28 protein-coding genes are annotated in these 24,302 nt (G+C 71.5%); 16 read left to right on the top strand and 12 right to left on the bottom strand.

Annotated features, from left to right (window positions below; all coding sequences use genetic code 11):
* Positions 1-13: 13 nt before the first annotated feature.
* Positions 14-661: an FMN-binding negative transcriptional regulator gene (locus tag ACFY1U_RS47060; RefSeq protein WP_390700244.1), complete on the bottom strand. Its 648-nt coding sequence runs from the start codon at positions 659-661 to the stop codon at positions 14-16.
* Positions 661-1,347, bottom strand: a complete 687-nt coding sequence (locus ACFY1U_RS47055) for a pyridoxamine 5'-phosphate oxidase family protein (protein WP_390700299.1) — start codon at positions 1,345-1,347, stop codon at positions 661-663. The genes ACFY1U_RS47060 and ACFY1U_RS47055 overlap by 1 nt, the downstream gene beginning before the upstream one ends.
* Before the next feature lie 35 nt (positions 1,348-1,382).
* Between ACFY1U_RS47055 and ACFY1U_RS47050 the strand changes: the two genes are divergently transcribed.
* Complete coding sequence (locus ACFY1U_RS47050) at positions 1,383-2,714, top strand: aminotransferase class I/II-fold pyridoxal phosphate-dependent enzyme (protein ID WP_390700243.1); 1,332 nt, start codon at positions 1,383-1,385, stop codon at positions 2,712-2,714.
* Between the two features lie 38 nt (positions 2,715-2,752).
* Here the strand turns inward: ACFY1U_RS47050 and ACFY1U_RS47045 are convergent, their stop codons facing one another.
* Positions 2,753-3,742 carry a DMT family transporter gene (locus ACFY1U_RS47045; RefSeq protein ID WP_390700242.1) on the bottom strand — a complete coding sequence of 330 codons (990 nt, stop codon included), beginning with the start codon at positions 3,740-3,742 and terminating at the stop codon, positions 2,753-2,755.
* Between the two features lie 74 nt (positions 3,743-3,816).
* Here ACFY1U_RS47045 and ACFY1U_RS47040 point away from each other — a divergent pair, with 74 nt between their 5' ends.
* Positions 3,817-4,719 carry a LysR family transcriptional regulator gene (locus ACFY1U_RS47040; protein WP_390700241.1) on the top strand — a complete coding sequence of 301 codons (903 nt, stop codon included), beginning with the start codon at positions 3,817-3,819 and terminating at the stop codon, positions 4,717-4,719.
* Here ACFY1U_RS47040 and ACFY1U_RS47035 read toward each other — a convergent pair.
* A complete protein-coding gene (locus ACFY1U_RS47035; protein ID WP_390700240.1) occupies positions 4,716-5,183 on the bottom strand; it encodes a pyridoxamine 5'-phosphate oxidase family protein in 468 nt (155 codons plus the stop codon). The genes ACFY1U_RS47040 and ACFY1U_RS47035 overlap by 4 nt on opposite strands.
* Before the next feature lie 157 nt (positions 5,184-5,340).
* Here ACFY1U_RS47035 and ACFY1U_RS47030 point away from each other — a divergent pair, with 157 nt between their 5' ends.
* Complete coding sequence (locus ACFY1U_RS47030) at positions 5,341-5,997, top strand: cysteine hydrolase (RefSeq protein WP_390700239.1); 657 nt, start codon at positions 5,341-5,343, stop codon at positions 5,995-5,997.
* Here the strand turns inward: ACFY1U_RS47030 and ACFY1U_RS47025 are convergent.
* A complete protein-coding gene (locus ACFY1U_RS47025; RefSeq protein ID WP_390700238.1) occupies positions 5,984-6,466 on the bottom strand; it encodes a Rieske (2Fe-2S) protein in 483 nt (160 codons plus the stop codon). The two genes, ACFY1U_RS47030 and ACFY1U_RS47025, sit on opposite strands and share 14 nt — an antisense overlap.
* Before the next feature lie 155 nt (positions 6,467-6,621).
* On the opposite strand from ACFY1U_RS47025, the gene ACFY1U_RS47020 reads away from it, so the two are divergent.
* The 7 genes from ACFY1U_RS47020 (at position 6,622) to ACFY1U_RS46990 (ending at position 12,754) form a co-directional block, all read left to right on the top strand.
* Complete coding sequence (locus tag ACFY1U_RS47020; RefSeq protein ID WP_390700237.1) at positions 6,622-7,386, top strand: HipA family kinase; 765 nt, start codon at positions 6,622-6,624, stop codon at positions 7,384-7,386.
* Entirely contained in the window at positions 7,383-7,832 is a 450-nt protein-coding gene (locus ACFY1U_RS47015) for a DUF3037 domain-containing protein (RefSeq protein WP_390700236.1), read from the top strand. The genes ACFY1U_RS47020 and ACFY1U_RS47015 overlap by 4 nt, the downstream gene beginning before the upstream one ends.
* A gap of 157 nt (positions 7,833-7,989) precedes the next feature.
* Positions 7,990-8,751 (top strand): 3-oxoacyl-ACP reductase FabG, encoded by a 762-nt coding sequence (fabG, locus tag ACFY1U_RS47010; protein ID WP_344399191.1) that lies wholly within the window; start codon positions 7,990-7,992, stop codon positions 8,749-8,751.
* 13 nt (positions 8,752-8,764) lie between these two features.
* On the top strand, positions 8,765-9,526 hold the full coding sequence (locus ACFY1U_RS47005; RefSeq protein ID WP_390700235.1) for an SDR family oxidoreductase: 762 nt from the start codon (positions 8,765-8,767) through the stop codon (positions 9,524-9,526).
* A gap of 212 nt (positions 9,527-9,738) precedes the next feature.
* The gene (locus tag ACFY1U_RS47000; RefSeq protein ID WP_390700234.1) at positions 9,739-11,322 is read left to right on the top strand and encodes an ABC transporter substrate-binding protein; all 1,584 of its coding nucleotides are present in this window, start codon (positions 9,739-9,741) and stop codon (positions 11,320-11,322) included.
* Between the two features lie 104 nt (positions 11,323-11,426).
* Positions 11,427-12,110, top strand: coding sequence for a uracil-DNA glycosylase (ung, locus tag ACFY1U_RS46995; protein ID WP_390700233.1), 684 nt, complete (start codon positions 11,427-11,429; stop codon positions 12,108-12,110).
* A gap of 122 nt (positions 12,111-12,232) precedes the next feature.
* A complete protein-coding gene (locus ACFY1U_RS46990; RefSeq protein ID WP_390700232.1) occupies positions 12,233-12,754 on the top strand; it encodes a hypothetical protein in 522 nt (173 codons plus the stop codon).
* A gap of 18 nt (positions 12,755-12,772) precedes the next feature.
* Here the strand turns inward: ACFY1U_RS46990 and ACFY1U_RS46985 are convergent, their stop codons facing one another.
* From ACFY1U_RS46985 to ACFY1U_RS46975, 3 genes are all read right to left on the bottom strand, one after another.
* Positions 12,773-13,234 carry a hypothetical protein gene (locus ACFY1U_RS46985; protein WP_390700231.1) on the bottom strand — a complete coding sequence of 154 codons (462 nt, stop codon included), beginning with the start codon at positions 13,232-13,234 and terminating at the stop codon, positions 12,773-12,775.
* A gap of 112 nt (positions 13,235-13,346) precedes the next feature.
* Positions 13,347-13,859: a DinB family protein gene (locus tag ACFY1U_RS46980; RefSeq protein WP_390700230.1), complete on the bottom strand. Its 513-nt coding sequence runs from the start codon at positions 13,857-13,859 to the stop codon at positions 13,347-13,349.
* A gap of 42 nt (positions 13,860-13,901) precedes the next feature.
* Positions 13,902-14,531, bottom strand: a complete 630-nt coding sequence (locus ACFY1U_RS46975; RefSeq protein WP_390700229.1) for a TetR/AcrR family transcriptional regulator — start codon at positions 14,529-14,531, stop codon at positions 13,902-13,904.
* Positions 14,532-14,659: 128 nt separating this feature from the next.
* Between ACFY1U_RS46975 and ACFY1U_RS46970 the strand changes: the two genes are divergently transcribed.
* On the top strand, positions 14,660-15,847 hold the full coding sequence (locus ACFY1U_RS46970; protein WP_390700228.1) for an FAD-dependent oxidoreductase: 1,188 nt from the start codon (positions 14,660-14,662) through the stop codon (positions 15,845-15,847).
* 13 nt (positions 15,848-15,860) lie between these two features.
* Complete coding sequence (locus ACFY1U_RS46965) at positions 15,861-16,766, top strand: Gfo/Idh/MocA family protein (protein ID WP_390700227.1); 906 nt, start codon at positions 15,861-15,863, stop codon at positions 16,764-16,766.
* Here the strand turns inward: ACFY1U_RS46965 and lnt are convergent.
* Positions 16,690-18,276, bottom strand: coding sequence for an apolipoprotein N-acyltransferase (gene lnt, locus ACFY1U_RS46960; protein WP_390700226.1), 1,587 nt, complete (start codon positions 18,274-18,276; stop codon positions 16,690-16,692). The genes ACFY1U_RS46965 and lnt overlap by 77 nt on opposite strands.
* A gap of 70 nt (positions 18,277-18,346) precedes the next feature.
* Complete coding sequence (locus ACFY1U_RS46955) at positions 18,347-18,832, bottom strand: nuclear transport factor 2 family protein (RefSeq protein WP_390700225.1); 486 nt, start codon at positions 18,830-18,832, stop codon at positions 18,347-18,349.
* 152 nt (positions 18,833-18,984) lie between these two features.
* Here ACFY1U_RS46955 and ACFY1U_RS46950 point away from each other — a divergent pair, with 152 nt between their 5' ends.
* Positions 18,985-19,965 (top strand): LLM class flavin-dependent oxidoreductase, encoded by a 981-nt coding sequence (locus ACFY1U_RS46950; protein WP_390700224.1) that lies wholly within the window; start codon positions 18,985-18,987, stop codon positions 19,963-19,965.
* 22 nt (positions 19,966-19,987) lie between these two features.
* On the opposite strand, the gene ACFY1U_RS46945 is transcribed toward ACFY1U_RS46950, so the two are convergent.
* Complete coding sequence (locus ACFY1U_RS46945; RefSeq protein WP_390700223.1) at positions 19,988-20,167, bottom strand: hypothetical protein; 180 nt, start codon at positions 20,165-20,167, stop codon at positions 19,988-19,990.
* 160 nt (positions 20,168-20,327) lie between these two features.
* On the bottom strand, positions 20,328-21,203 hold the full coding sequence (locus tag ACFY1U_RS46940; protein ID WP_390700222.1) for an undecaprenyl-diphosphate phosphatase: 876 nt from the start codon (positions 21,201-21,203) through the stop codon (positions 20,328-20,330).
* Between the two features lie 265 nt (positions 21,204-21,468).
* On the opposite strand from ACFY1U_RS46940, the gene ACFY1U_RS46935 reads away from it, so the two are divergent.
* The 3 genes from ACFY1U_RS46935 to ACFY1U_RS46925 are packed head-to-tail and all read left to right on the top strand — an operon-like array spanning position 21,469 to position 24,292.
* Entirely contained in the window at positions 21,469-22,656 is a 1,188-nt protein-coding gene (locus tag ACFY1U_RS46935) for a Gfo/Idh/MocA family protein (RefSeq protein WP_390700221.1), read from the top strand.
* A complete protein-coding gene (locus ACFY1U_RS46930; protein WP_390700220.1) occupies positions 22,653-23,579 on the top strand; it encodes a PmoA family protein in 927 nt (308 codons plus the stop codon). The genes ACFY1U_RS46935 and ACFY1U_RS46930 overlap by 4 nt, the downstream gene beginning before the upstream one ends.
* Complete coding sequence (locus tag ACFY1U_RS46925) at positions 23,573-24,292, top strand: cupin domain-containing protein (RefSeq protein ID WP_390700219.1); 720 nt, start codon at positions 23,573-23,575, stop codon at positions 24,290-24,292. Before ACFY1U_RS46930 ends, ACFY1U_RS46925 begins: the two co-directional genes overlap by 7 nt.
* Positions 24,293-24,302: the final 10 nt, after the last annotated feature.

Genomic DNA, 24,302 nt, shown 5'->3' with positions numbered 1-24,302 from the left:
CATCCCCGAGGGCTCACCGCTGCGCCGGCCACGCCCCTCGCCGGCGCAGCTGGTGCTCCCGGGCCGCCGCGTCCCGCGCGCCGCCCCGTGCCGCGAGGCCCGCCACCGCCCGGTCCTGCACCTCCTGCGGCTTGTGGCCGGCGTACTTGAACTTCGCCCGGACGCCGACCACTTCGAGCCGCAGCGCGCGGATGCCCGCGAGGAACCTGCCGAACGGTGCCTCGTCCGCCGCCACCGGCGCCGAGCCGCCCTCCGGCTGGAAGTGGCCGACCTGGCGGTTGAGGAGTGCGGCCTTCTCGGCCGGGTCGTCCACGACGTGCGCCCGGCAACGAAGTTGGACGGCCGCGTAGAAACTCGTCGGAACGCCGTGCTCCGACGGGGCGTCCGGCGGGGCCAGCCAGGGCCCGGGGACGTACACGTAGTCGTCGACCACGCTCAGCACGACGTCCGGGTCCGCCTCCAGCGCCGGCCACAGGGGGTTGGGGCGGGCGAGGTGGGTGACGGCCTCGCCGCGCTCGGCGTCGTACGCGAAGTGCAGCGGCTGGACGTGCGGCGGCTCTCCCGGCAGACCGTTGACGGCGAGCTGCCCGAAGTCGTGCGCGCCGAGCCACTGCTGCCACTCGGCGTCGTCATGAGCCGCGTCCCACGGGTGGATCATCATCACGGCACCGCCAGGTAGTCAGGAAGGGCGGTGCCGGGCGCCAGGTCCCCGTCCGGCACGGGTGCTTCGTACCCCTTCCGCAGCGGGACGACGCCGGCCCAGTGCGGCAGGGCCAGGTCCTCGGGCTCGTCGTTCACACCGCCCGTGCGGAGCTTGGCGGAGACCTCGTTCAGGTCGAGGCGGATCACGGCGGTGGCGGCGAGCTCCTTCTTGTTCGCGGGCCGGGAGTCGGCCGCCCGGCCCGGTACGACGTGGTCGACCAGCGCGTCCAGCGCCGTCCGCTTCTCCTCGGGGTCCGTCACGTCGTGCGCGACGCCGTGCACCACCACGGACCGGTAGTTGATCGAGTGGTGGAAGGCCGAGCGGGCCAGGATCAGCGCGTCCACATGTGTGACGGTCAGGCACACGGCCAGCCCGGGGTCAGCCTTGCCGGTCATCCGCAGCGGGCGCGAGCCCGTCGAACCGTGCACATAGAGCCGGTCGCCGACCCGCCCGTAGAGCGTGGGCAGCACCACCGGCGCCCCGTCCCGCACGAAGCCCAGATGGCAGACGTAGCCCTCGTCGAGTATCGCGTGCACCAGCTCCTTGTCGTACCTCGCCCGGTCCGCGGAGCGGGTGGGGACGGTGCGATCGGTCGGCGGGTAGACGGCGGGCTGCGACGTCGGCTGCTGCTGGGTCCCCTGCATTGCGATCTCCATTGCACTAGTGCATAATCGTCTTTGTGCTAGAAGGATATCGGATCGAAGGGCGACGCGCAGCGGAGATTGCGTCGAGCGTCGAGCGTGCGGTGGGGTCCGGCGCGCTGGAGCCGGGGCAACTGCTGCCTCCCATGCGTGAGTTGGCGGTCGAGCTGGGCGTGAATGCCAACACGGTCGCGTCCGCGTACCGGATCCTGCGGGAGCGCGGGGTCATCGAGACGCACGGGCGGCGCGGCAGCAGGGTGCGGTCCAAGCCGGCCACCACGGGGCGCGACTACGTCCGGATGGATGTGCCCGCGGGCGTGCGGGACGTGGCGAACGGCAACCCCGACCCGGCGCTGCTGCCCTCGCTGGCGAAGGTGTTCGCGGCGGCGGGCGAGCAGGGCGACCGGGAGCCCGTGCTGTACGGGGACGCCCTGGTCGAACCGGAGCTGGAGCGCATCGCGCGTGCGGACCTTGACGCCGACGGGGTGCCGGACGGACCGCTGACGGTCGCGTCCGGCTCACTGGACGCCATCGAGCGCGTGCTCGCGGCGCACCTCAAACCGGGGGACACCGTCGCCGTGGAGGACCCCGGCTGGGGCAGCCTGCTCGACCTCGTCCCGGCACTCGGCCTGCGCACGGCCCCGGTGGGCGTCGACGACGAGGGCCCGCTCCCCGACGACGTACGACAGGCCCTGACGGCCGGCGCCCGCGCCCTGATCGTCACGGACCGCGCCCAGAACCCGACCGGCGCCGCGGTGACCGCCACGCGCGCGCGTGCCCTGCGCGCCGTGCTCCGCGACCACCCGGAGATCCTCCTCGTCGAGGACGACCACGGCCACGGCATCGTCGACCTCCCGCTGCACCCCCTCGCCGGCATCACCCGGCACTGGGCCTTCGTGCGCTCGGTCGCCAAGGCGTACGGCCCCGATCTGCGCCTGGCCGTCCTCACCGGCGACGCGACCACGGTCGACCGGGTGAGCGGGCGGCACCGCCTCGGCCCCGGCTGGGTCAGCCACCTCATCCAGCGGGCGGTGGTACGGCTGTGGGCCGACGAAGCGCTGGACACCCGCGCGGTCGCGGCGGCCTACCGCACTCGCCGCGACCTCCTGATCGACGCCCTCGCGCAACGCGGCGTCGAGGCCCACGGCCGCACCGGCCTGAACGTCTGGATCCCCGTCCCCGACGAAACCACGGCGGTGGCCGCACTCCTCCACGCCGGCTGGGCGGTCGCCCCCGGCGCCCGCTTCCGCATGAGCGCCCCACCGGGCATCCGCGTCACGGTCGCGACCCTGGCGCCGGAGGAGATCGACCTCCTGGCGGACGCAGTCGCAAGGGCCTTGGGCCCATCACCGACCCGAAGCTATGTGTGAGGGGGAGGGCAACCCCCCTTCAGGGGCGCGAGGCTGTATCAATGTGCGGCTCCGCCGCGTGAGCGCGACCGGCCACCGACAACCCGCACACGCTCAGCCTCCTCAACCCCCAACCCCTTGGGCGCACTTGAACGAGCCCGCACTTGCGTAAGCGCCGCCCCCGCCAGAACAATCACCGCCCCCACCGGGGTGGACCACCGCAGCGACTCCCCGAGAACGGCAACGCCCGCTGCCGTGGCGATCACCGGAATGAAGTACGTGACCATCTGGGCCGTGGTCGGCCCGACCTCGGCGACCAGTCCGTACTGGATGAGAATCGCAAGCCCCGTACCCAGCACACCCAACGCGGCGACGGCAAGGGTAGGCGCCACCGGAAACCGCGCCGGAAACGAGGTGAACAACGGCGTCACAACGCCGAGTTGCACCGCGGCCAGCAGCAACTGCGCCCCCGTCATGGACAGATGGGAGTGGCCGGCCCCGGCCAGCGTACGGCGGACGTAGATCCAGCCGACGGGATAGCTCAGCGAGGCCAGCAGCGCCATCGCCGTGCCGGTGGCGTCCAGCCCGTGGAAGCCCTGCCACGCACCGAGGACCGTCAGCACGCCCAGGAAGCCGAGGCCGAGCCCCGCCACCCGCACGCGGGTCGGGCGGTCCTCGGAGAGCGCGACCAGGGAGAGCGCCATGCCCCACAGCGGTGAGGTCGCGTTGCAGATGCCGGCCAGGGTGGACGGGATGGTCAGCTCCGAGTAGGCGAACAGGGAGAACGGCAGCGCGTTGAGCAGGAACGCGGCGACCGCCAGATGTCCCCAGGTGCGCGCCCCGCGCGGCAGGCGCTCCCGCTTCACCGCCATGGCCCCCGCGAGCACCGCCGTGCCGAACACCAGCCGTCCGAGCGTGACCTGGAAGGGGGCGTACCCCTCGGTGCCCACCTTGATGAGCAGAAAGCTGAATCCCCAGATCAACGAGAGGGCGCCGAAGCGAAGACGCCAGTCGAGGGCGGGGCGGGTGCGGGGTGCGGTGATGCTCATGGGCGTAACGATGGTGGACTATACCTCGTAGCACAATCGAGAATTCGCGTGCGATACCTCGTAGCATTGCTTACATGTTGAATCTGGAGCGGCTGCGCACCCTCGACGCCCTCGCCCGGCATGGCTCCGTCAGCGGTGCCGCCGACGGGCTGCATGTCACGACGTCCGCCGTCTCCCAGCAGCTGGCCAAACTGGAGCGGGAGGTCGGCCAGCAGCTGCTGGCCAAGAACGGCCGGGGCGTGCGGCTCACGGACGCGGGCCGGCTGCTCGCCGAGCATGCGGCCCGCATCCTGTCGCAGGTCGAGCTCGCCCAGTCCGACCTGGAGGCACACCGCGGGGAGGTGGTGGGGGAGCTGCGGCTGGCGGCGTTCCCGACCGCGGCGCGCGGCTTGTTCCCGGCCGCGCTGTCCCAGCTGCGCAAGGCGCATCCCGGGCTGCGCGTCACCTCGCGGGAGACGGAGCCCGAGCCCGCCGTCCTCGCCGTGATGCGCGGCGACTTCGACCTCGCCGTCGTCCTGGACTGGTACAACAGACCACTGCCCATGCCCGACGGGCTGGTCAAGGCCGTCATCCTCGACGACACCGCGGACATCGCGATGCCTGTCGATCACCGTTACGCGGAGCGCACCGAGGTGGACCTGGAGGACTTCGCCGACGACGAGTGGATCACCTGGGGTGAGAACGAGTTCTGCCACGAGTGGCTGATCCACACCCTGCGCTCCAAGGGCATCGAGCCGCGCGTCGCCCACCGCGCCGAGGAACACCCCACGCAACTCGCCCTGGTCGGTGCGGGGTTGGGGGTGTGCGTGGCACCGAGACTGGGGCGCGGCCCGCTCCCGGAGGGAGTGCGGGCCGTCCCCGTACGGCAGTCGGTGCGGCGACAGATCTACGCCGTCTGGCGTGCGGACGCCGACCGCCGCCCGTCGATCCGGGCGGCGGTGGAGGCGCTTCAGGACGCCGGGCGCGAGGTGGGCTAGGCGGGGCCCAGCTTGCGGAAGTCCCAGGAGACGATCTTCTCCGGGGTCAGCCGCACCCAGGCGTGCCGGCCGTCGTGCGGCATCTCCTCCAGGTTGAAGTTCTTGCGGGCGAACAGGGTCTCCGGGACGTCGAGTTCGGCACACAGTTCCCCGATGCGGGGGAACTCGCCCACGAACTCCACGGATCCGGACAGCTCGACGCCGCGCAGCTCGTCGTACTCCTCGCCCGTGTCGACCACGACGGCCACCCGCGGATCGCGCCGCAGGTCGGTCCAGCGCTTGCTGCGCACGACGGAGTACAGCCACATCGAGGTGCCGTCCCAGGCGAACCACAGCGTGCTGACGTGCGGCGCTCCACCCGCGGACACCGTGGCGACCCGGCAGGTGCGCTGGGTGACGAGGAACTCGTCCAGCTCACCGGGCGTCATCATGATCTTCCGGCCCCGACGCTGAGTGACGGTCATGCGGCCCCCTCTTCTCTCACGTCGTGTCAGAGGAACTCCAGTGATCCTCTGACATCACGTCAGAAAAGGACGGTCTGAAAAGGATGGGACGTCTTCCGCCCGTACGCAATGGCCGTTACGCTCGCCCGCTCCGGACCGTGGCCTACGAGGGGGAACCGTGCCGTCGTACGAACAGCTCAGCGAACTCCTCGACCCGGCGACCACCGTGCTGCTGACCGTCGAGTGCCAGCAGGGGGTGGTCGGCCCGGACAGCGCGCTGCCCGAACTCGCCCGCGAGGCACGCTCCTCGGGGGCCCTCGCCAACGTCGCACGGCTGGTGGCGGCCGCGCACGAGAGCGGGATCCAGGTCGTCCACGCCATCGCCGAGCGCCGCCCAGACGGCCGCGGCGCGAGCCGCAACGCCCGCCTCTTCCGGGCCGCCGAACGCCTCCCCGTGCAGCAGTTGTCCGGCACGGCGGCGGTGCGCGTCGCCGCCCCGATCGAGGTCACCGAGGCGGACTTCGTCGTACGACGGCTGCACGGACTGTCCCCGGTCCAGGGCACCGGCGTCGACGCGCTGCTGCGCAACCTGGGCTGCCGCACGCTGGTCGTGACCGGTGTGTCGGCCAACGTGGCGATCCCGAACGCCGTCTTCGACGCCGTGAACCGCGGCTACACCGCCCTCGTACCGTCCGACGCCATCGCGGGAGTGCCCTCCGACTACACCCCCGCGATGATCCGCCACACCCTCGCACTGGTCGCCACGATCGCGACCACCGACGAGGTGCTGGGCTGCCTCAAGCGGCCCCGGCGTACCCGCGTCACGCCAGCGTGATCGAGTCCCCGCTCACGGTGATCTTCTCGGCGGGCAGGGGCTGGGTCGCGGGGCCCTTCTTCACGCTGCCGTCGGTCACGGAGAACTCGCTCTTGTGGCACGGGCAGATGATCACGCCATTGGATATCTCGGACACCGCGCAGCCCTGGTGCGTGCACTTCGACGAGAACGCCTTGTAGGTGCCCGCCGTCGGCTGGGTGACCACCACGCCCTGGTCCTTGAAGATCTTGCCGCCGCCCGCCGGGATGTCGGCCGTCTTGGCCAGCGCGGTGCCGCCGCCGGAGCCGGACGAGGCGCTGGAGCCGCCGCTCGCGTTGGCGCCTGCCTGGGTGTTCGAGGACGAGGAGTCGGAGGACCCGTTGTCCGATCCGCACGCGGTCAGCGCGACGGCGAGCCCCGTCGCGCCCACCGCCGCCACGACAGTACGGCGGCCGGGTGCCGGAACGGGCTGGAGCGGTTCGCTGGTCATGCTGACGTTCCCTTCCATGCAGGCTTCGAAGATCTGTCCAGGGGTACGGTCGCCGGGCAACGGTTGTTCAGACGATGTCGAGAGCTTGACGGGTTCGGGATCAGGGGGAGGTAAGCCAGAGCTGTCGTTTCGCTGTCGGCCAGTAACCTGGGGCGATGCTCAAGGAAGTGATTGCGACCCGCTACATCACGCCCCTGCGGGAGGGCGGATCGCTGCCCGCGCTCGTCGAGGCCGACGACTTCGGGGCCTACGTCCTGAAGTTCACCGGCGCGGGACAGGGCCGCAAGACACTGGTCGCCGAGGTCGTCTGCGGCGAACTCGCCCGCCGGCTCGGCCTGCGGGTGCCCCGGCTCGTGACGGTCGACCTGGACCCGGTGCTGGGGCTCGGCGAGCCGGAGCAGCAGGTGCAGGATCTGCTGCGGTCCAGCGGCGGCACCAACCTCGGGATGGACTTCCTCTCCGGCGCCCTCGGCTTCGACCCGCTCGCCTTCACGGTGAGCCCCGAGGAGGCCGGCCGGATCGTCTGGTTCGACGCCCTGGTGAACAACGTCGACCGCTCCTGGCGCAACCCCAACCTGCTGATGTGGCACGGCGATCTGTGGCTCATCGACCACGGCGCCACCATGATCTGGCACCACAACTGGCCCGGCGCAGAGGCTTCGGCGGGCCGTTCCTACGACGCCTCGGACCACGCCCTCGCCCGCTTCGCCCCCGATCTCGCGGGCGCCGCCGTTGAGTTGGCGCCCCGCGTCACCGAGGAGCTCCTCACCGAGGTCACCGCCGAGATCCCGGACGCCTGGCTGACCGGTGAACCCGGCTTCGACAGCCCGGACGACCTCCGGCGGGCCTATGCGCGGCCGCTGCTGGCCCGGGCCGCCGTCGTCCACGAGCGCGTCACCGGAATCGAGGAGGGCAAGTGAGCGAGCGCCACATCCACATGGCCGGCTCGGTGGTCGAGCGGCACATCATCCGCGGCGGCCAGGGCGGCGACCGGGACGTTTTCGAGTACGCCCTGCTGCGCGTCGTACCGCGGGTGGAGCGCGGCGAGTGCATCAACGCAGGCGTGCTCGTCTACTGCCGTGCCAAGGCCTACGTCGGCGCCCGCACCCACCTCGACGAGGCGCGGCTGCTGGCTCTCGACCCGGCGGCGGACGTGGCCGGCATCCGGGCCGCCCTCGGTGCCGTCGAGCGCGTGTGCGGCGGTGGGGACGCGGCCGGGCAGGCCGCGGGCGACGACGCCGGACGGCGCTTCAGATGGCTGATTGCGCCGCGTTCCACGGTCCTTCAGCCCGGGCCGGTGCACACTGGGCTCACCGCCGATCCGGCGGCCGAGACGGAGCGCCTGCTCGAGCTGCTGGTGAGGTAATGGATCACACCCGCGCCGCGTGCCGTTGACACCGAGTGCCAGGCCTTCTAGCGTCACGTCTGCCGAAGGTACTAAGCGGTCGCTCACCGAGCGGGCGTACTGACGACGGACGTACTTTCAAGCGGGCGTACTTTCTCGAGGGCGAGGAGAAGCAGCAATGTCCACCACTGAGCAGCGGGTCGCTGTGGTCACCGGCGGAGCGCGCGGCATCGGCGCCGCCACCGCCGTACGACTGGCCGCCGAGGGCCGCGCGGTCGCCGTGATCGACCTCGACGAGGCCGCCTGCAAGGACACCGTGGAGAAGATCACCGCGGCGGGCGGCAAGGCCCTCGCGGTCGGCGCGGACGTCTCCGACGAGGCCCAGGTCGAGGCCGCGATCGCGCGGGTCGTCGAGGAGCTGGGCGCGCCGACGATCCTGGTCAACAACGCGGGCGTGCTGCGCGACAACCTGCTGTTCAAGATGAGCGTCTCGGACTGGGACACCGTCATGAACGTCCATCTGCGCGGTGCCTTCCTGATGTCGAAGGCCGTCCAGAAGCACATGGTCGACGCGGGCTTCGGCCGGATCGTCAACCTGTCCTCGTCCTCGGCGCTCGGCAACCGCGGCCAGGTGAACTACTCCGCGGCCAAGGCCGGTCTGCAGGGCTTCACCAAGACCCTCGCCAAGGAGCTCGGCAAGTTCGGCATCACCGCCAACGCCGTCGCCCCCGGCTTCATCGCCACCGACATGACCGCCGCCACCGCCGCGCGCGTGGGCATGGGCTTCGAGGACTTCAAGGCCGCTGCCGCCACCCAGATCCCGGTGGCGCGGGTCGGCGAGCCGGACGACATCGCCAACGCCATCGCCTTCTTCACGGGCGAGGCGGCCGGGTTCGTCTCCGGCCAGGTGCTGTACGTCGCCGGCGGACCGCTCGACTAGGAGAACACGGACCATGACTGAACTGCCCGCCCTCTCCGGCAAGGTCGCCCTCGTCACCGGCGCCAGCCGCGGCATCGGCTACGGCGTCGCCGAGGCGCTCGTCGCCCGCGGTGACCGCGTCGCCATCACCGGCCGCAACGAGGACGCCCTCAAGGAGGCCGTCGACAGGCTCGGCGCCGAGCGCGTCATCGGCATCGCCGGCAAGGCGCACGACCTGGAGCACCAGGCCGAGGCCGTCGAGCGCACCATGGAGGCCTTCGGCCGCGTCGACCACCTGGTCAACAACGCCGGGACCAACCCGGTGTTCGGCCCGATCGCCGACCTCGACCTGGACGTGGCCCGCAAGGTCTTCGAGACCAACGTGATCTCCGCGCTCGGCTTCGCGCAGAAGACCTGGCACGCCTGGCAGAAGGACAACGGCGGCAGCATCGTCAACATCGCCTCCGTCGCCGGCCTCGCGCCCTCGCCCTTCATCGCCGCGTACGGCGTCAGCAAGGCCGCGCTGATCAACCTGACCCAGCAGCTGGCGCACGAGTTCGCGCCCAAGGTGCGGGTCAACGCGATCGCCCCGGCCGTCGTGAAGACCCAGTTCGCCAAGGCCCTGTACGAGGGCCGGGAGGCGGAGGCGGCCGCCGCCTACCCGCTGGCCCGGCTCGGCGTGCCCTCCGACATCGGCGGCGCCGCCGCGTTCCTCACCTCCGAGCAGTCCGCCTGGGTCACCGGCCAGACGCTCGTGGTCGACGGCGGCATCTTCCTCAACGCCGGCGTCGCCTGACGCAAGCGGTTGCAATCGTAACGATCGGGTGCACAAGGGCGCCGTTTCCTTGACGGAAACGGCGCCCTTGTCGTCGTTCAGGAGGGGGACGGCGGAATGACAACGTCGTCAGAAAGAAGCTGATCAAGGCCCCTGTACCGACCGGGTTCAACCCTCGTGACACTGCGGTATGGTCTGCCGACCCTTGGTACGGCAGATCGAGGAGCGAGCGCGTGTTCAACCGGAACCGAGGCCTGCGGCAGGCGGCGGCCATTGCGTCCATATCGTCGCTGGTGGCCGGATGTGGAGTCCTCTCGGCGGGCTCCTCCGACGGCAAGGGCCCCATCGTCGTCGGCACGACCAGCGCGCCCAGCACACTGGATCCCGCCGCCTCCTGGGACCAGTCCTGGGAACTGTTCCGCAACATTTACCAGACGCTGCTCAGCTACCCCACGGGAGCGACCACCCCGCAGCCGGACGCGGCGGACAGCTGCCGCTTCTCCGACAGCTCGAACACGACGTACACATGCGAGCTGCGCACGGGCCTGAAGTTCTCCAACGGGCACCCGCTCGACGCCAAGGCCGTCAAGTACTCCATCGACCGCATCCTGAAGATCAACGTCAACGGCGGGCCCGCCGGCCTGCTGGGCAGCCTCGCCCGGGTGCAGGCACTGGGCGACCGGGAGATCGTCTTCCACCTCAACAAGCCCGACGCCACCTTCCCGTTCGTGCTCGCCACCCCCGCCATGTCGATCGTCGACCCCGCGGAGTACCCCGAGAGATCCCTGCGCAAGGGCGACAGCATCGACGGCTCCGGGCCGTACACACTCCAGTCGTACGAGGACGGCAAGAAGGCCGAGCTCGTCAAGAACGACACCTACAAGGGCTACGCCGAGCGGAAGAACGACGCGGTGACCATCCGCTACTTCCAGGACTCGTCCGCCATGGTCACCGCGCTGAAGGACAAGCAGGTCGACGTCGCCTTCCGCGGCCTCAACGCGAACGACATCGTCGACCTCCAGCGCCATGACGCGAGCGGGAGCCTCCAGCTCATCGAGGGCGCCGGCATCGAGATCAACTACCTGGTGTTCAACCCGAAGGACCCCTGGGCGGCGAAGGCCCCGGTCCGCAAGGCGATCGCCCAGCTCATCGACCGCGGCGCGATCGCACACAAGGTCTACAAGGACACCGTCGAGCCGCTCTACTCCATGGTCCCCAAGGGCCTGACCGGGCACACCACCGACTTCTTCGACGACTTCGGCAACCCCAGCACCTCCAAGGCCCGCAAGATCCTCGCCGACGCCGGCATCACCCAGCGCGTCCCGCTCACCCTCTGGTACACCACCGACCGCTACGGCTCCTCCACCAAGCTGGAGTTCGCGGAGATCAAGCAGCAGCTGGAGGACTCCGGCCTGTTCACGATCACCCTGAAGAGCCGCCCCTGGAAGACGTACGTGAAGGGCTACCAGAACGGCGAGTACCCGGTGTTCGGGCGCGGCTGGTTCCCCGACTTCCCGGACCCGGACAACTTCATCGCGCCGTTCGTCGGCAACCAGAACGCGCTCGGCACGCCCTATCCGGCGCCCGAGATCACCGGGAAGCTGCTGCCCCGCTCCCGCGGCGAGAGCGACCGCGCCAATGTGGTCTCCGACTTCGAGCAGGCCCAGCAGATCCTGGTGAACGACGCACGGCTGCTGCCGCTGTGGCAGGGCAAGCAGTACGTGGCCGCGAGCGAGGACATCTCCGGCGCGGAGCAGGCGCTGGACCCGTCGACGATCATGCTGATGGGGGAGCTGTCCCGCAAGACCAGCTGGTAGACGGTGCACTTCGGGGAGCGCGGGGCCATTGTCAGTGGTCGCCTGTAGGTTCTGATCCTGGAAGCGACCGCACCCGGTTTACCGCACATCGTAAGGAAGTTGACGTGACCGACATCGCCATGCTGCCCGAGTCCTGGCGCGGGGTCCTGGGCGACGAACTGCAGCAGCCCTATTTCAAGGAGCTCACGGAGTTCGTCGAGGAGGAGCGGGCGAAGGGTCCCGTGTACCCGCCGCGCGAGGAGGTCTTCGCCGCGCTGGACGCCACACCGTACGACCAGGTGAAGGTCCTGATCCTCGGCCAGGACCCGTACCACGGCGAGGGACAGGGCCACGGCCTGTGCTTCTCGGTCCGTCCGGGCGTCAGGACCCCGCCGTCACTGCGCAACATCTACAAGGAGATGAAAGAGGAGCTCGGTCTGCCGGTGCCGGACAACGGCTATCTGATGCCGTGGGCCCAGCAGGGCGTGCTGCTGCTCAACGCGGTGCTCACGGTGCGCGGCGGCGAGGCCAACTCGCACAAGGGCCGCGGCTGGGAGAGGTTCACCGACGCCGTGATCCGCGCGGTGGCCGACCGGCCCGACCCGGCGGTCTTCGTGCTGTGGGGCAACTACGCGCAGAAGAAGCTCCCGCTGATCGACGAGACCCGGCACGTGGTGGTCAAGGGCGCCCACCCCTCCCCGCTGTCGGCGAAGAAGTTCTTCGGCTCGCGTCCGTTCACGCAGATCAACGAGGCCGTGGCCCTCCAGGGTCACCAGCCGATCGACTGGACCATCCCGAACCTGGGCTGATGACCCCGCCGGGCCGGTTCCGCGCCGAATCGGCCCGGTGCCGCCTGACCGGGATTGACGCCGGAGGCGGTTAGCGTCGGACGGGACAGCCGACCAGCCGACGAGTGTGTGCGGAGGACACGGTGGCCAACGGGCAGGAGCAGGCGGCGCCGGACGCCGTGATGACGCGGATCGGGCAGGTCGTCATGCTGCATCACGCGGGCGACCGTGAGGAGGCCCGGCACCGCTTCCTCCAGCTGTGGGCGGAGATCGGCGAGCACGGCGACGCGCTGCACCGCTGCACGCTGGCCCACTACATGGCCGACACCCAGGACGATCCCGCGGACGAACTGGCATGGGACCTGCGAGCCTTGACCGCGGCCGAGGAACTCACGGACGACCGCCTCGCCGAACACGAGGGAACCCTGGCGGTGCGCGCGCTCTACCCCTCGCTGCATCTGAACCTGGCGGCCGACTATGTGAAGCTCGACCGCGGCGGCGCCGCCCGCACCCATCTGCGCCATGCCCGCAGCGCGGCCGAGGCGCTGGCGGACGACCGCTACGGGGAAGGGGTGCGGGCGGCGATCGGGCGGCTGGAACTGCGGCTGGGGGAGAGGGGCCCGGACGGCGGCGGCCGGTGGGGGCCGCCACGGCAGCGGCCGTAACGGCAGTCGGCCGCCGCCTCAGCTTCCGTAGGCCTGCTTGCAGATGACCGCCTCCGGGCTGTCGGCCCGCCAGCCCCCGTACGTCCGGCCGAGGGCGCACACGTCCGTGTGCTTCGGGGCCGGCTCGGGCATGTCGGGGAGTTCGACGCGCGGCCTCCCATGGTGCCCGGGCTCCGGGTGCGCCGGCCGGGGACGGGGCCGTGGGTGCGGGTGAGGCGCCGCCGGCTGTGCGGCCGGCGGTCCCTGCCGCCCGGGTGGCTTGCGCTCCGGCCGCCCGGACGGGGCGGTCCCCTCCAGCGCCTCACGGACCGGCGCCTGCACGATCTGCGTAGACCCCTGGTCGTCCGGGTACGGCGCAGACGGCGGGGACGGTGCCGGCGGCGGGCCGGACGCGGGCGGGCGCTCGATCGTCACACAGCCGGCGAGGGCCGAGACGGCCACGGTGACCAGGAGCGTTGCGGTGGTCGTCGTTCGATGCACCCGCGCAACGATGTCGGGTCGGGCGGCCGCGGGGGCAGTGTATGAGCGAAGGATGCCCCGCGCGGGTGATCTCCCGCCCCGTACGGGGGCCGGGGAGGCGCTCCGGGTGACGTCAGTCGCCCGTGGCACCGTCGAGGCGTTCGCGGAGCAGGTCGGCGTGGCCGTTGTGGCGGGCGTACTCCTCGATCATGTGGGTGTGGATCCAGCGCAGGTTGAAGCTCTCGCCGGTGCGCCGGTGCCTGCCCTTGGAGGTGTCGTCCAGGGCGAAGCGGGCCGCGTTGCGCCGTGCGGCCTCGATCTCGGCCTGCCAGGTGGCGTACGCCTCCGCCCAGGTGTCGGCCTCGGTGAGATGGAACTCGCCGTCCGGGTCCTCGTCGCTGTAGTAGATCGGGCCCGCGTCCTCGTCCGCGAGGACCCGGCGGTACCAGGACCGCTCCACCTCGGCCATGTGCCGCACCAGCCCCATCAGGGACAGGGCGGACGGCTCCACGGAGGCGGTCCTGAGCTGTTCGTCGGTCAGTCCCTCGCACTTCCAGGCCAGGGTCTGGCGGTGATAGTCCAGCCAGCCGTCCAGCATGGTGCGTTCATCGGCGGTGGTCGCGGGTTCACGGCGCTCGGTCGTCATGACTGCATCCTTTCCCAGCGGAACCCGCCCGGCCAGGAATTTTCAGCCGCCCGACTTCGCGCCCGGCTTCCCGCCCAGCATCCCGTCCAGCAGCTCCTGCAGCCCCGCCCGCACCTCCTTCAGGCTCGGCACCTCCGCGCTGAACGACCCCGCCACGCAGGAGAACATCAGCCCGTCCGCCCAGGCCACCAGTGACAGCGAGTGCCGTGCCGGGTCGGTCGAGCCCATCGCGGTGACCATGCCGCTGAGCTGCTCGCGGAAGAGGGCGCCGGCCGCGTCGAAGTACGTGCGCAGCTCGGGGCGGCGGGTCGCCTCCAGGGCCAGTTCGTAGCGAGCGAGGGTCAGTTCGCGGTTGCGGGTCAGGGCGCGGTGCGTCGCCAGCGCGAGCGCGTCGACGACCGAGGCGGACCCGGCCGCGGGGTCCGGCATCTCGTGCGGCGCCAGTACCCGCGCCTCGCGCTCGGCCAGCCTTCGCACCGCCAGCTCCAGAAGCGCCTGCCGGGTCCGCGCGAGATTCGACGTGGAGCCCTGCGGGAGCCCGGCCGCCTCGTCCACCGACCGGTGCGTGAGCCCGCGCATCCCACGCTCCGCGAGGAGGGCGAGGGCGGCGTCGGCGACGAGGTCGCCACGGGCGCCCGAGGCGGTTGCGGCAGCGGGGGTGGAGGTCGGCATGGAGCTCAATCTATCGGCTGCACTACGGATGTAGTGCGCGTGTAGTACGGTTGGGGAGATGTGAGACTACAGATGTAGTGAACCTGGTGCGGTGAGCCGGGCGAATCGGCCAGCTGGGGGTCAGTGCCATGTCACACACCATCGGACGGGTCCTCGTGATCGGCGGCGGCATAGGCGGCCTCACCGCCGCCGTGGCCCTGCACCGACGCGGACACCAAGTGACCGTGCTGGAGCGGGCCGCCTCCCTGGAACCGGTCGGCGCCGCCATCTCGATCGCCCCCAACGCCCTGCGCGCCCTGGACGTCATCGGGCTCGGCGACGAGATCCGCGACCTCGCCGCCTGGCAGGGCGACGGGGGACTGCGCACCCCGGGCGGACGCTGGCTCTCCCGCTCCAGTGCCGAGGCGTCCGCCGAGCGCTTCGGCGGCCCGCTCGTCCTGCTCCACCGGGCCACCCTTGTCGCCAGTCTTGCCGCCGGGCTCCCGCAGGGCGCGGTCCGCACCGCCGCCGACGCGACCCTCGTCGACCCCGGCGACGCCGACCGGCCGGCCCGTGTGCGCACGCCCGACGGCGAGTGGGAGGCCGACCTCGTCGTGGCGGCGGACGGCATCCACTCCGCCGTACGCCGTGAGCTGTTCCCGGAGCACCCCGGGCCCGTCTACTCCGGCTTCACCACGTGGCGGATCGTCATCCCGCTGCCCGGCGTCGGGTTCGCCCCGCACGAGACCTGGGGGAGAGGCAGCCTCTGGGGCACGCAACCCCTCAAGGACGGCCGGGTCTACGCCTATGCCGCCGCCGCAGTCCCGGCCGGCGGACGGGCACCGGACGACGAGAGGGCCGAACTGCTGCGCCGCTTCGGCGACTGGCACGAGCCGGTCCCCGCCGTCCTCGCGGCCGCCCGCCCCGAGGGCGTCCTGCGCCACGACGTCCACCACCTCGCCGAGCCGCTGCCCGCGCTCCACCGCGGCCGGGTCGCCCTGGTCGGCGACGCCGCGCACGCCATGCCGCCCATGCTCGGACAGGGCGGCAACCAGGCCATCGAGGACGCGATCGTGCTCGCTCACCGCCACGACGACCTCGCTGCCTACACGGCCGAACGACTGCCGCGGACGACCGCCGTCGCACGCCAGTCCGTCAAAGCCGCCCGCCTCAACCTGATGAGCGGCCGCACCGCGACAGCCGTGCGCAACACCGCGATCGCCGCACTGTCCAAGGCGGTACCCGCGCTCCTCCTGCGCGGCTTCGACTCCGTCGCAGGCTGGCGGCCCCCGCAGCAGCCGTATGCTTCCGGCAACACCCCGGCAGGCAACCGCTAGAGGAGACCACCCCGTGAAGGTCGGCTGCATCGGACTCGGTGACATCGCGCAGAAGGCCTACCTTCCGGTGCTCTCCCGCCTCCCCGGGATCGAACTGCACCTGCAGACGCGTACGCCCGCGACGCTCGACCGGGTCGGCGACAGCCTCCACCTCCCGGTGGACCACCGGCACGCCACCCTGGACGCGTTGCTCACCCAGGACCTCGACGCCGCCTTCGTGCACGCGCCCACCATCACGCACCCGGAGATCGCGGCCCGGCTGCTGGACGCGGGCGTGCCGACCTACGTCGACAAGCCCCTCGCCTACGAACTCGCCGAGTCCGAACGGCTGGTGGCGCTCGCCGAGGAGCACGACGTCTCCCTTGCGGTCGGCTTCAACCGGCGTTTCGCACCCGGGTACACGCAGTGCGCCGAGCACCCGCGCGAGCTGATCCTCATGCAGAAGAACCGCATCGGTCTGCCGGAGGAGCCGCGTCCGATGATCCTCGACGACTTCATCCACGTCGTGGACACGCTGCGCTTCCTGGTGCCGGGTCCGGTCGACGACGTGACGGTACGCGCGCGCGTGCAGGGCGGTCTGCTGCACCATGTGGTGCTGCAGCTGGCCGGGGACGGGTTCACCGCGCTGGGGGTGATGAACCGGCTCAGCGGTTCGGCGGAGGAGATCCTCGAGGTGTCCGGACAGGACACCAAGCGGCAGGTCCTCAACCTCGCCGAGGTGATCGACCACAAGGGCCAGCCGACCGTGCGGCGGCGCGGCGACTGGGTGCCGGTGGCCCGGCAGCGCGGCATCGAACAGGCGGTGCTGGCCTTCCTCGACGCCGTACGGGCGGGGAAGGTGCTCAGCGCCCGGGACGCACTGGCGACTCACGAACTGTGCGAGCGGGTGGTACGTGCGGTTGAGGACCGGGCCGCCTGAGCCGGACCGCCCGTACGCCTTCGGACGCGCACCAGGCGGCGAGGATCAGCAGGGCGGCGTGCACCGGCCAGTCGCCGTAGCGGACGTACGGGGTGGTGCCGTGGGCCAGGGGAATGTCATAGGTCGCCGCCGCGCTGGAGCTCGTCCCCATCCAGGACCCCAGCCGCTGCCCGCTCGCCCCGTACACGGCCGACACGCCCGTCAGCGTCGCGTGCACCATCGGCCGCCCGGTCTCCGCGGCACGCAGCGCGGCCAGGGAGGTGTGCTGCTCGGGCGCCCAGCTCTGCTGGAACGTCGATGTCGCCGACTGCGCTATCAGCACCTCGGCGCCGTCCTGCGCGAGATGGCGGCTCATGTCGGGGAACGCCGACTCGAAGCAGACCATCGGGCCGACGCGCAGCCCGTGCCCGACGTTCATCAGGACCTGCTCCGAACCGCGCCTGCGGTCCTCGCCGGCCGCCTTGCCGACGGAGGTCGCCCAGCCCAGCACCGAACGGAAGGGGATGTACTCGCCGAAGGGCACGAGCCGCATCTTGTCGTAGCGGTCGCCGGTCAGCCCGTCCGGGCCGACGAGCACCGAGCTCTTGTAGATGCCGGGTTTGTCGGAGCGGCGCGCATCCACGTTGACCAGGAGGTCGGACCCCGTCTCGCGGGACAGGGCCGCGATGCGTTTCGCCAGGTCGGGGCGTTGGCCGAGGTCGAATCCGACGCTGCTCTCCCCCCACACGATCAGGTCCGGGTGCTGCCCGGCGAGCTGTCGGGTGAGCTGTTCCTCGCGGTCGAAGCGCTTGTCGGGTCCGTCGATGACGCCCGGCTGCACGACGGCGATCCGCACGCGGCCGTCGACGTGAGGACGCGGTGACCACACCCAGGCCGCCGAGGTCGCGGCGACCGTCGCGACCAGGCCCGCCACGGCCGGAACCCAGACCGCGGTGCCATGTGACCCACCACTGGCCCACGACACCAGCCCGGCGACGGCGACATTGACGGCCACCAGCAGGAAGCTGAGCAGCCACACCCCGCCGACCGAGGCGAGCCGCAGCGCGGGTTCCACCTGCCACTGACTGGAGCCGAGCATGCCCCAGGGGCCGCCCAGCCCCTGCCAGGAACGAACGAGCTCGACCATGAGCCAGGCCGACGGCAGCACGAAGAGCGCGGCCAGGCCGCGTCCCGGCCCGGACCCCGCGCCCAGGAGGCGCCGCACCAGCCAGCCCCACGGCGCCCACAGCGCCCCCAGCAGGGCGGCGATGAGGAAGATGAACACGTTCAGGCTCGGCAGCAGCCAGTGGTGCACGGCCACCATGTAGCCGAACCCGCCGCACCAGCCGTCGTAGGCCGCCCGTTTCCCGGTGGGCGCGGAGCGGACCAGCAGGATCCAGGGGACGAGGGCGACGCAGGCGAACCACCACAGCGACGGGGCGGGGAACGCGAACACGGGCAGGGCGCCCGCCAGAGCGGCGATCGCCGAGCGCCGCCACGGGGAGGCGAGCCATGGACCAAAGGTCTTCATACGGCACCTCCCTACCCGGCGGTGGCTCCAGTGTGCGTCCTTTCGGTGATCGTGGACAGAGGGCCCCGGATCACTCGGCCGCCGGCGCCACACGCGGCTCGGGAAGGCGCCGCCACTTCTCCTCCACGACGACCTCGCGCAGCCGCCAGCCCTCGTACGTCCGCAGCAATCCGAAGGCGTACCGGCCGCCGCACACGAAGTCGGGAGCGGCGGCCCCTCCTCCGTCCGCCGCGAACCGCATCGGATTGACGTAGTCGGCGCGCACGCGCGCGGTGTCGCCGATGTCCTGCTCCAGCATTCCGAACCGCACCCGCCGGTTGACGATCAGATGCTGCCGCATCGGAAACAGCAGCATGCTCTCGGCAAGCCACGCGGCGACCTGTCCGGCACCCCCCTCGATGCCGCCGGCCGAGCGGTAGTCCGCGCGCCCGTCGGGCGTGAACAACCCCCGGTACGCCTGCCAGTCACCGTCGTCCACGGCCGCCGCGTAGTCGGTGACGACTTCGTCGACGGCCAGCCGGTCCATCACGGTCGCGAGCTCCACGCGCTGCGTCATCGGCTCAGTGTTGGGCATGGGACGTGCCGGGCCAAGGGGGTGTGCGGCGACGACACAACTTCGTTGTCAGCGCCGTCCAACTTCCTTGCCGGCGCCCGCCGTTCGACGTCCGGCGCGTCCGCATGCCGACCGCTCATTCCTATACTGACCGAATGATCACCATTCCGATCGGCGCGCTCGAAGTGGCCATGGTCCAGTCCGGCGCCCGGGCCGCGGACACGTTACGGGACACCGCCGAGTTCGCCCGGCGCGTCGAAGACCTCGGCTACCTGCGGCTCTGGTACGCCGAGCACCACCACTCCCCGGCCATCGGAGCGTTCCCGCCCGTCGTGCTGACCGCGCACGCGGCCGCGCTGACGTCGTCCATACGCCTGGGGTCCGGGGGCGTGCTGGCCCCGAACCACGCCCCGCTCATGCTGGCGGAGCAGTTCGGCACACTGGCCGCGCTGCACTCCGGCCGGATCGACCTGGGTATCGGCCGCGGCCCGGGCACCTTCGACGAGCCGACGGCGCGGGCCCTGCGGCGCGGGGCCGGGCCGGCGACGGACGACGAGTACCGGGACGACGTGGCGGCGACCCTGCGTTTCCTGGTGGACGAGGTCGCGCTCGGGCCGCTTCCGGAGCCGTGGCTGCTTGCGTCGAGCACGGCCGGTGCGGCGCTCGCCGCGGAACTCGGACTGCCGATCGCCTTCGCCCACCACATTCGCCCGGACAACACCCTCGCCGCACTCGGTCACTACCGGGAGCGTTTCTCCCCGTCCCGCTGGTGCGAGCGCCCCCGGGTGCTGGTCTGTGTGGAGACGGTGTGCGCCGAGACGCAGCAGGAGGCGGCCCGGCTGGCGGGCCCGATGGACGTCGTCAAGGCCGGCCTGCTCAAGGGCCGAAGCGACATCCCCTTCCCCACTCCCGAAGAGGCGGCCGCCCACTCGTTCACCGCGGAGGAGGAGCGGGCACTGACGAGCTTCCGCGACCAACAGGCCCACGGCTCACCGGACATCGTCGCGAAGCAGTTGGCGGACCTGGTGGAGGTGACCCGCGCGGACGAACTCATGCTGGTCACACCGGTCTACGCGCCGGCCGAGCGCCTGCGTTCGTACGAACTCGTCAGGCAGCACGCCGCCCCGGCCGTGTGAGGCCCGGCGGAGGGCGCCCTCTTCAGGCCGCCTCGATGACGTCGCTCTGGATCGCCGCCGCCCACTCGACCACCAACAGCTCGTACTCCGCGCGCTCCTGGGCCGACAGGGAGCCGCCCGCGCGCATCCACAGCGCACGGATCTGCTCGTTGACCTCGGCGGCGGAACGCACGGAACCAGGGATTGAGGAATGGGGGGACATGCGCACAAGCCTAGGGGCAAGCACTGACACTGCGCTACCGGACGGCTACCCATGCCGTATGTCATTGGTCACGGATTTTCGCGGCGCCGCCCGGAGCTGCAACTTCCGTAGCGCGGCGGAGCGTTGAGGTCCGCGCTCCCGCCGGAGGGCCGGGCCCTGGTCAGCCCGCCGACTCCGCCGCGTGCGGGCTCAGGGCGCCCGCGCCGACCAGGGCGATGATGACGATGCCCAGCGCGATGCGGTACCAGACGAAGGGCATGAAGCTCCTGGTCGAGATGAACTTCATGAACCAGGCGATGACGGCGTACCCGGACGCGAAGGCGATCACCGTCGCGAACAGCGTCGGGCCCCAGGAGACATGGCCGCTCTCCAGCGCGTCCTTGGTCTCGAACAGGCCGGAGGCCAGCACCGCGGGAATGGCGAGGAGGAAGGAGTAGCGGGCCGCGGCCTCGCGTTTGTAGCCCATGAACAGGCCGCCGCTGATGGTGGCTCCGGAGCGGGAGACGCCCGGGATGAGTGCTGCCGACTGGCACAGGCCGTAGACGAGGCCGTCCTTGACGCCCAGGTTCTCAAGCGTCTTGCGCTGCTTGGGCGCCCGGTGGCGGCCGCCCGTCTCGTCGCGCGCCGCGAGCCGGTCGGCGATGCCGATCACCACACCGACGACGATCAGCATCGTCGCGGTGATCCGCAGATCGCGGAACGGCCCCTCGATCTGGTCCTTGAACAGCAGCCCGAGCACGCCGATCGGGATCGAGCCGACGATCACCAGCCAGCCCGTCTGCGCGTCGTGGTCGCGGCGCATCTCCTTGTTCACCAGCGAGCGCGACCAGGCCGAGACGATCCGCCCGATGTCCCTGCGGAAGTAGATCAGCACGGCGGACTCCGTGCCGATCTGCGTGATCGCCGTGAAGGCCGCACCGGGGTCCTTCCAGCCGGAGAAGGCGGCGGTCAGCCGCAGATGCGCGCTGGAGGAGACGGGCAGGAACTCGGTCAGCCCCTGGACTAGTCCGAGGACGAGGGATTCAAACCAAGACATGGAGATACGGCGTCCAAGTGCTGATCGTGGCAGGCGCGACGGGGCGTCACGCCGGCGGGCGTCGTGATCACGGGTGTGCAGGGCAGCCTAACCTCCGGCGCCGTCAGGCCCCGCACAGGGGGTTTCGGGGGCAGCGGGCGGCGTTGGCTTCCGGGTGGTTGACCGGGTGCGGGGGCGGAGCTTACGTTTCTGGGAGGAGAAAGCGCTTGCTGACGCTGCTCCTCCTCGTAGCTTGTCGTTTCCCGGAGGAGTGCTGATCAGGTCCATGTCCACGTCCGAGACCCATCCCGGGACGTCCCAGGCCCCCGTCGCCCCGCTCGCCGGCCGGCGCATCCGGGCCGCCGTCATCGGCACCGGCGCCATCGGGCGGGGCTCGCACCTGCCCGCCCTGGCCAGGCTCGCCGAGGAGGGCGAGACGGAGGTCGTCGCCGCCGTCGACATCGATGCCACCGCGGTCGAGGAGTTCTGCCGGGCGACCGGGATCCCGCACGCCTACACCGACCTGGAGCAGATGCTGCGCGAGCAGCGCCCCGACCTGGTGAGCATCTGCACCCCGCCGACGCTGCACCGCGAGCAGACCATCGCCGCCCTGCGCGCCGGAGCGTGGGTGTGGTGCGAGAAGCCGCCGGTGCCGACGCTCGCCGACTACGACGCGGTGGAGGCCGAGGAGGGCAAGGACGGCGGCCCGTATGCCTCGATCGTCTTCCAGCACCGCTTCGGCTCGGGTTCCCGGCACGTACGGCGGCTGCTCGCCGCGCAGGCCATGGGCCGGCCGCTCGTCGCACACTGCCAGACCACGTGGTACCGCGACACCGCCTACTACGCGGTGCCCTGGCGCGGCCGCTGGGCGACCGAGGGCGGCGGCCCCGCCATGGGCCACGGCATCCACCAGATGGACCTCCTGCTGGACCTGCTCGGCCCGTGGCGCGAGGTGCGAGCGATGGCGGGGCGCTTGGTGCACGACGTGGAGACCGAGGACGTCTCCACCGCCCTGATCCGCTTCGAGAACGGCGCGATGGCGACGGTCGTCAACAGCGTCCTGAGCCCCGACGAGGTCAGCCGCATCCGCATCGACTGCGAGCGCGCCACGGTCGAGCTCACCCACCTCTACGGTCACTCCAACGCGAACTGGCGCATCACCCCGGCCCCCGGCGTGTCCGGCGAGGAGGCCGCCGCCTGGCAGGACTTCGGCGCGGACGTACCCAGCTCGCACCTGGAGCAGCTGCGGGAGCTGGTCGCGAGCATGCGCGCGGGGGAGCGCCCGCGCAGCAGCGGCGCCGACGGGCGCACCAGCCTGGAGCTCATCGCCGCGATCTACAAGGCGGCGTTCACGGACACCACGGTGCGGGCCGGCGAGATCGGTCCCGGCGACGCGTTCCACACGGCGATGCACGGCGGAGCGCCCGGCTGGGCACCCGTCGCTCCCGTGGCGGCCCAGGAGGTGTCCGCATGACCGGGTTGTGCGTCGTGCACGCCCACGGCGACCGCATCACGATCACCGAACGGTCCGGCGGCGTCGAGCTGTTGAGCTACGTCTACGCCCCGGAAGCGGCCTGGGAGTCCCCGAAGCCGTACATCCACCCGCTGCGCACCCTGGCGGGCGACGTGGTCACCGACTACCGGCCCAACGACCACCGCTGGCACAAGGGGCTGCAGCTGACGGCCTCGCACCTGTCGGGTGCCAACCTCTGGGGCGGCAACTCCTACGTCCACGGCGAGGGCTACCTCGAACTGCCCGAACGTGTCGGCTCGATGGCGCACGTCGCCTTCGACGAGGTGGCGGTGCACGACGACCGCGCGGTGATCGCGGAACGGCTGACCTGGCACCCGTACAGCGGGGAGCTGTGGGCCGACGAGGAGCGTCGTGTCGAGATCCACGACGTCGACGCGGAGTCCGGCTCCTGGGCGCTGACCTGGACCAGCGCCGTCACCAACCGCCGGGACGAGCCGCTGCGCTTCGGCAGCCCGACCACCGCGGGACGTGAGATGGCCGGGTACACCGGCCTGTTCTGGCGCGGCCCGCGCGCCTTCCGCGACGGCCGGATCATCGGCCCCGACGCCGAGGGCCCCGGCCTGATGGGCGAGCAGTCTCCGTGGCTCGCCTTCTTGGGCGAACACGACGGCAGCGACGGGCACGCGACCCTCGTCTTCGCGCACGCCCCCGAGAACGACCACCTGGGCGAGCGGGGCACCCACCCCGCCCACTGGTTCGTACGCAACGAGCCGTTCGCCGCCGTCGCCCCGTCCTGGGCGTTCTACGACGAGCTGGAGCTCGCTCCCGGCGACACCCTCACCCGCCGCTACCGGATCGTGGTGGCCGACGGATCGTGGGAGCGGGAGGAGATCACCAAGTACCTGGAGGCGCATCCGTGGTGAGCACAGGGGAGTTCGCGGGACTGCCGGGCTCGGTCGCCGTCTCGCACCTGTCCGTCTACGACTGGCCGGCCGTCGACGGTGTCTGCGGCGGAACTCCCCATATGCACCTGAGCTGTTCGGAGGCGTATGTCGTCACCGGCGGCCGGGGTGCGGTGCAGACCCTCACGACGTCCGGGTACGAGGTCACGCCCCTCGTACCCGGCACGGTCGCCTGGTTCACCCCGGGCACCATCCACCGCCTGGTCAACGAGGACGACCTGCGCATCACGGTGCTGATGCAGAACAGCGGCCTGCCGGAGGCGGGCGACGCGGTCCTGACGCTGCCGCCGCGGTACCTGAGCGACGCGGAGACGTACGCCGCCGCGACCAGGATTCCGGCGGATGTGCCGGAGGAGGAACAGGAGCGGTTCGCCCGCACCCGCCGGGACCTCGCCCTGGAGGGCTACCGGGCCCTGCGCGACGCGGACGGCCCCGAGGCGCTGGCCGCCTTCCATCGCGCCGCCGCGGCGCTGGTACGCCCCCGGCTCGCCGAGTGGCGCGAGCGCTGGCGACAGGGCGCACAGGCGGCCGCCGCAGCCACGGGGGAGCAACTCGACCGCCTGGAAAAGGGCGACGTCGGCCACCTCGCGGGGGCCGTCGTCAGGGCTGAACTGCCTTCGGCGCAGGGGAAGTTCGGGATGTGCGGGTGGTTGGACGTGTACCGGGCCGACTAGGCCGTGCCGC

It is taken from the genome of Streptomyces sp. NPDC001351 (assembly GCF_042896045.1).
GTDB lineage: Bacteria > Actinomycetota > Actinomycetes > Streptomycetales > Streptomycetaceae > Streptomyces.
This window is presented reverse-complemented; position numbering and strand designations above follow the sequence as displayed.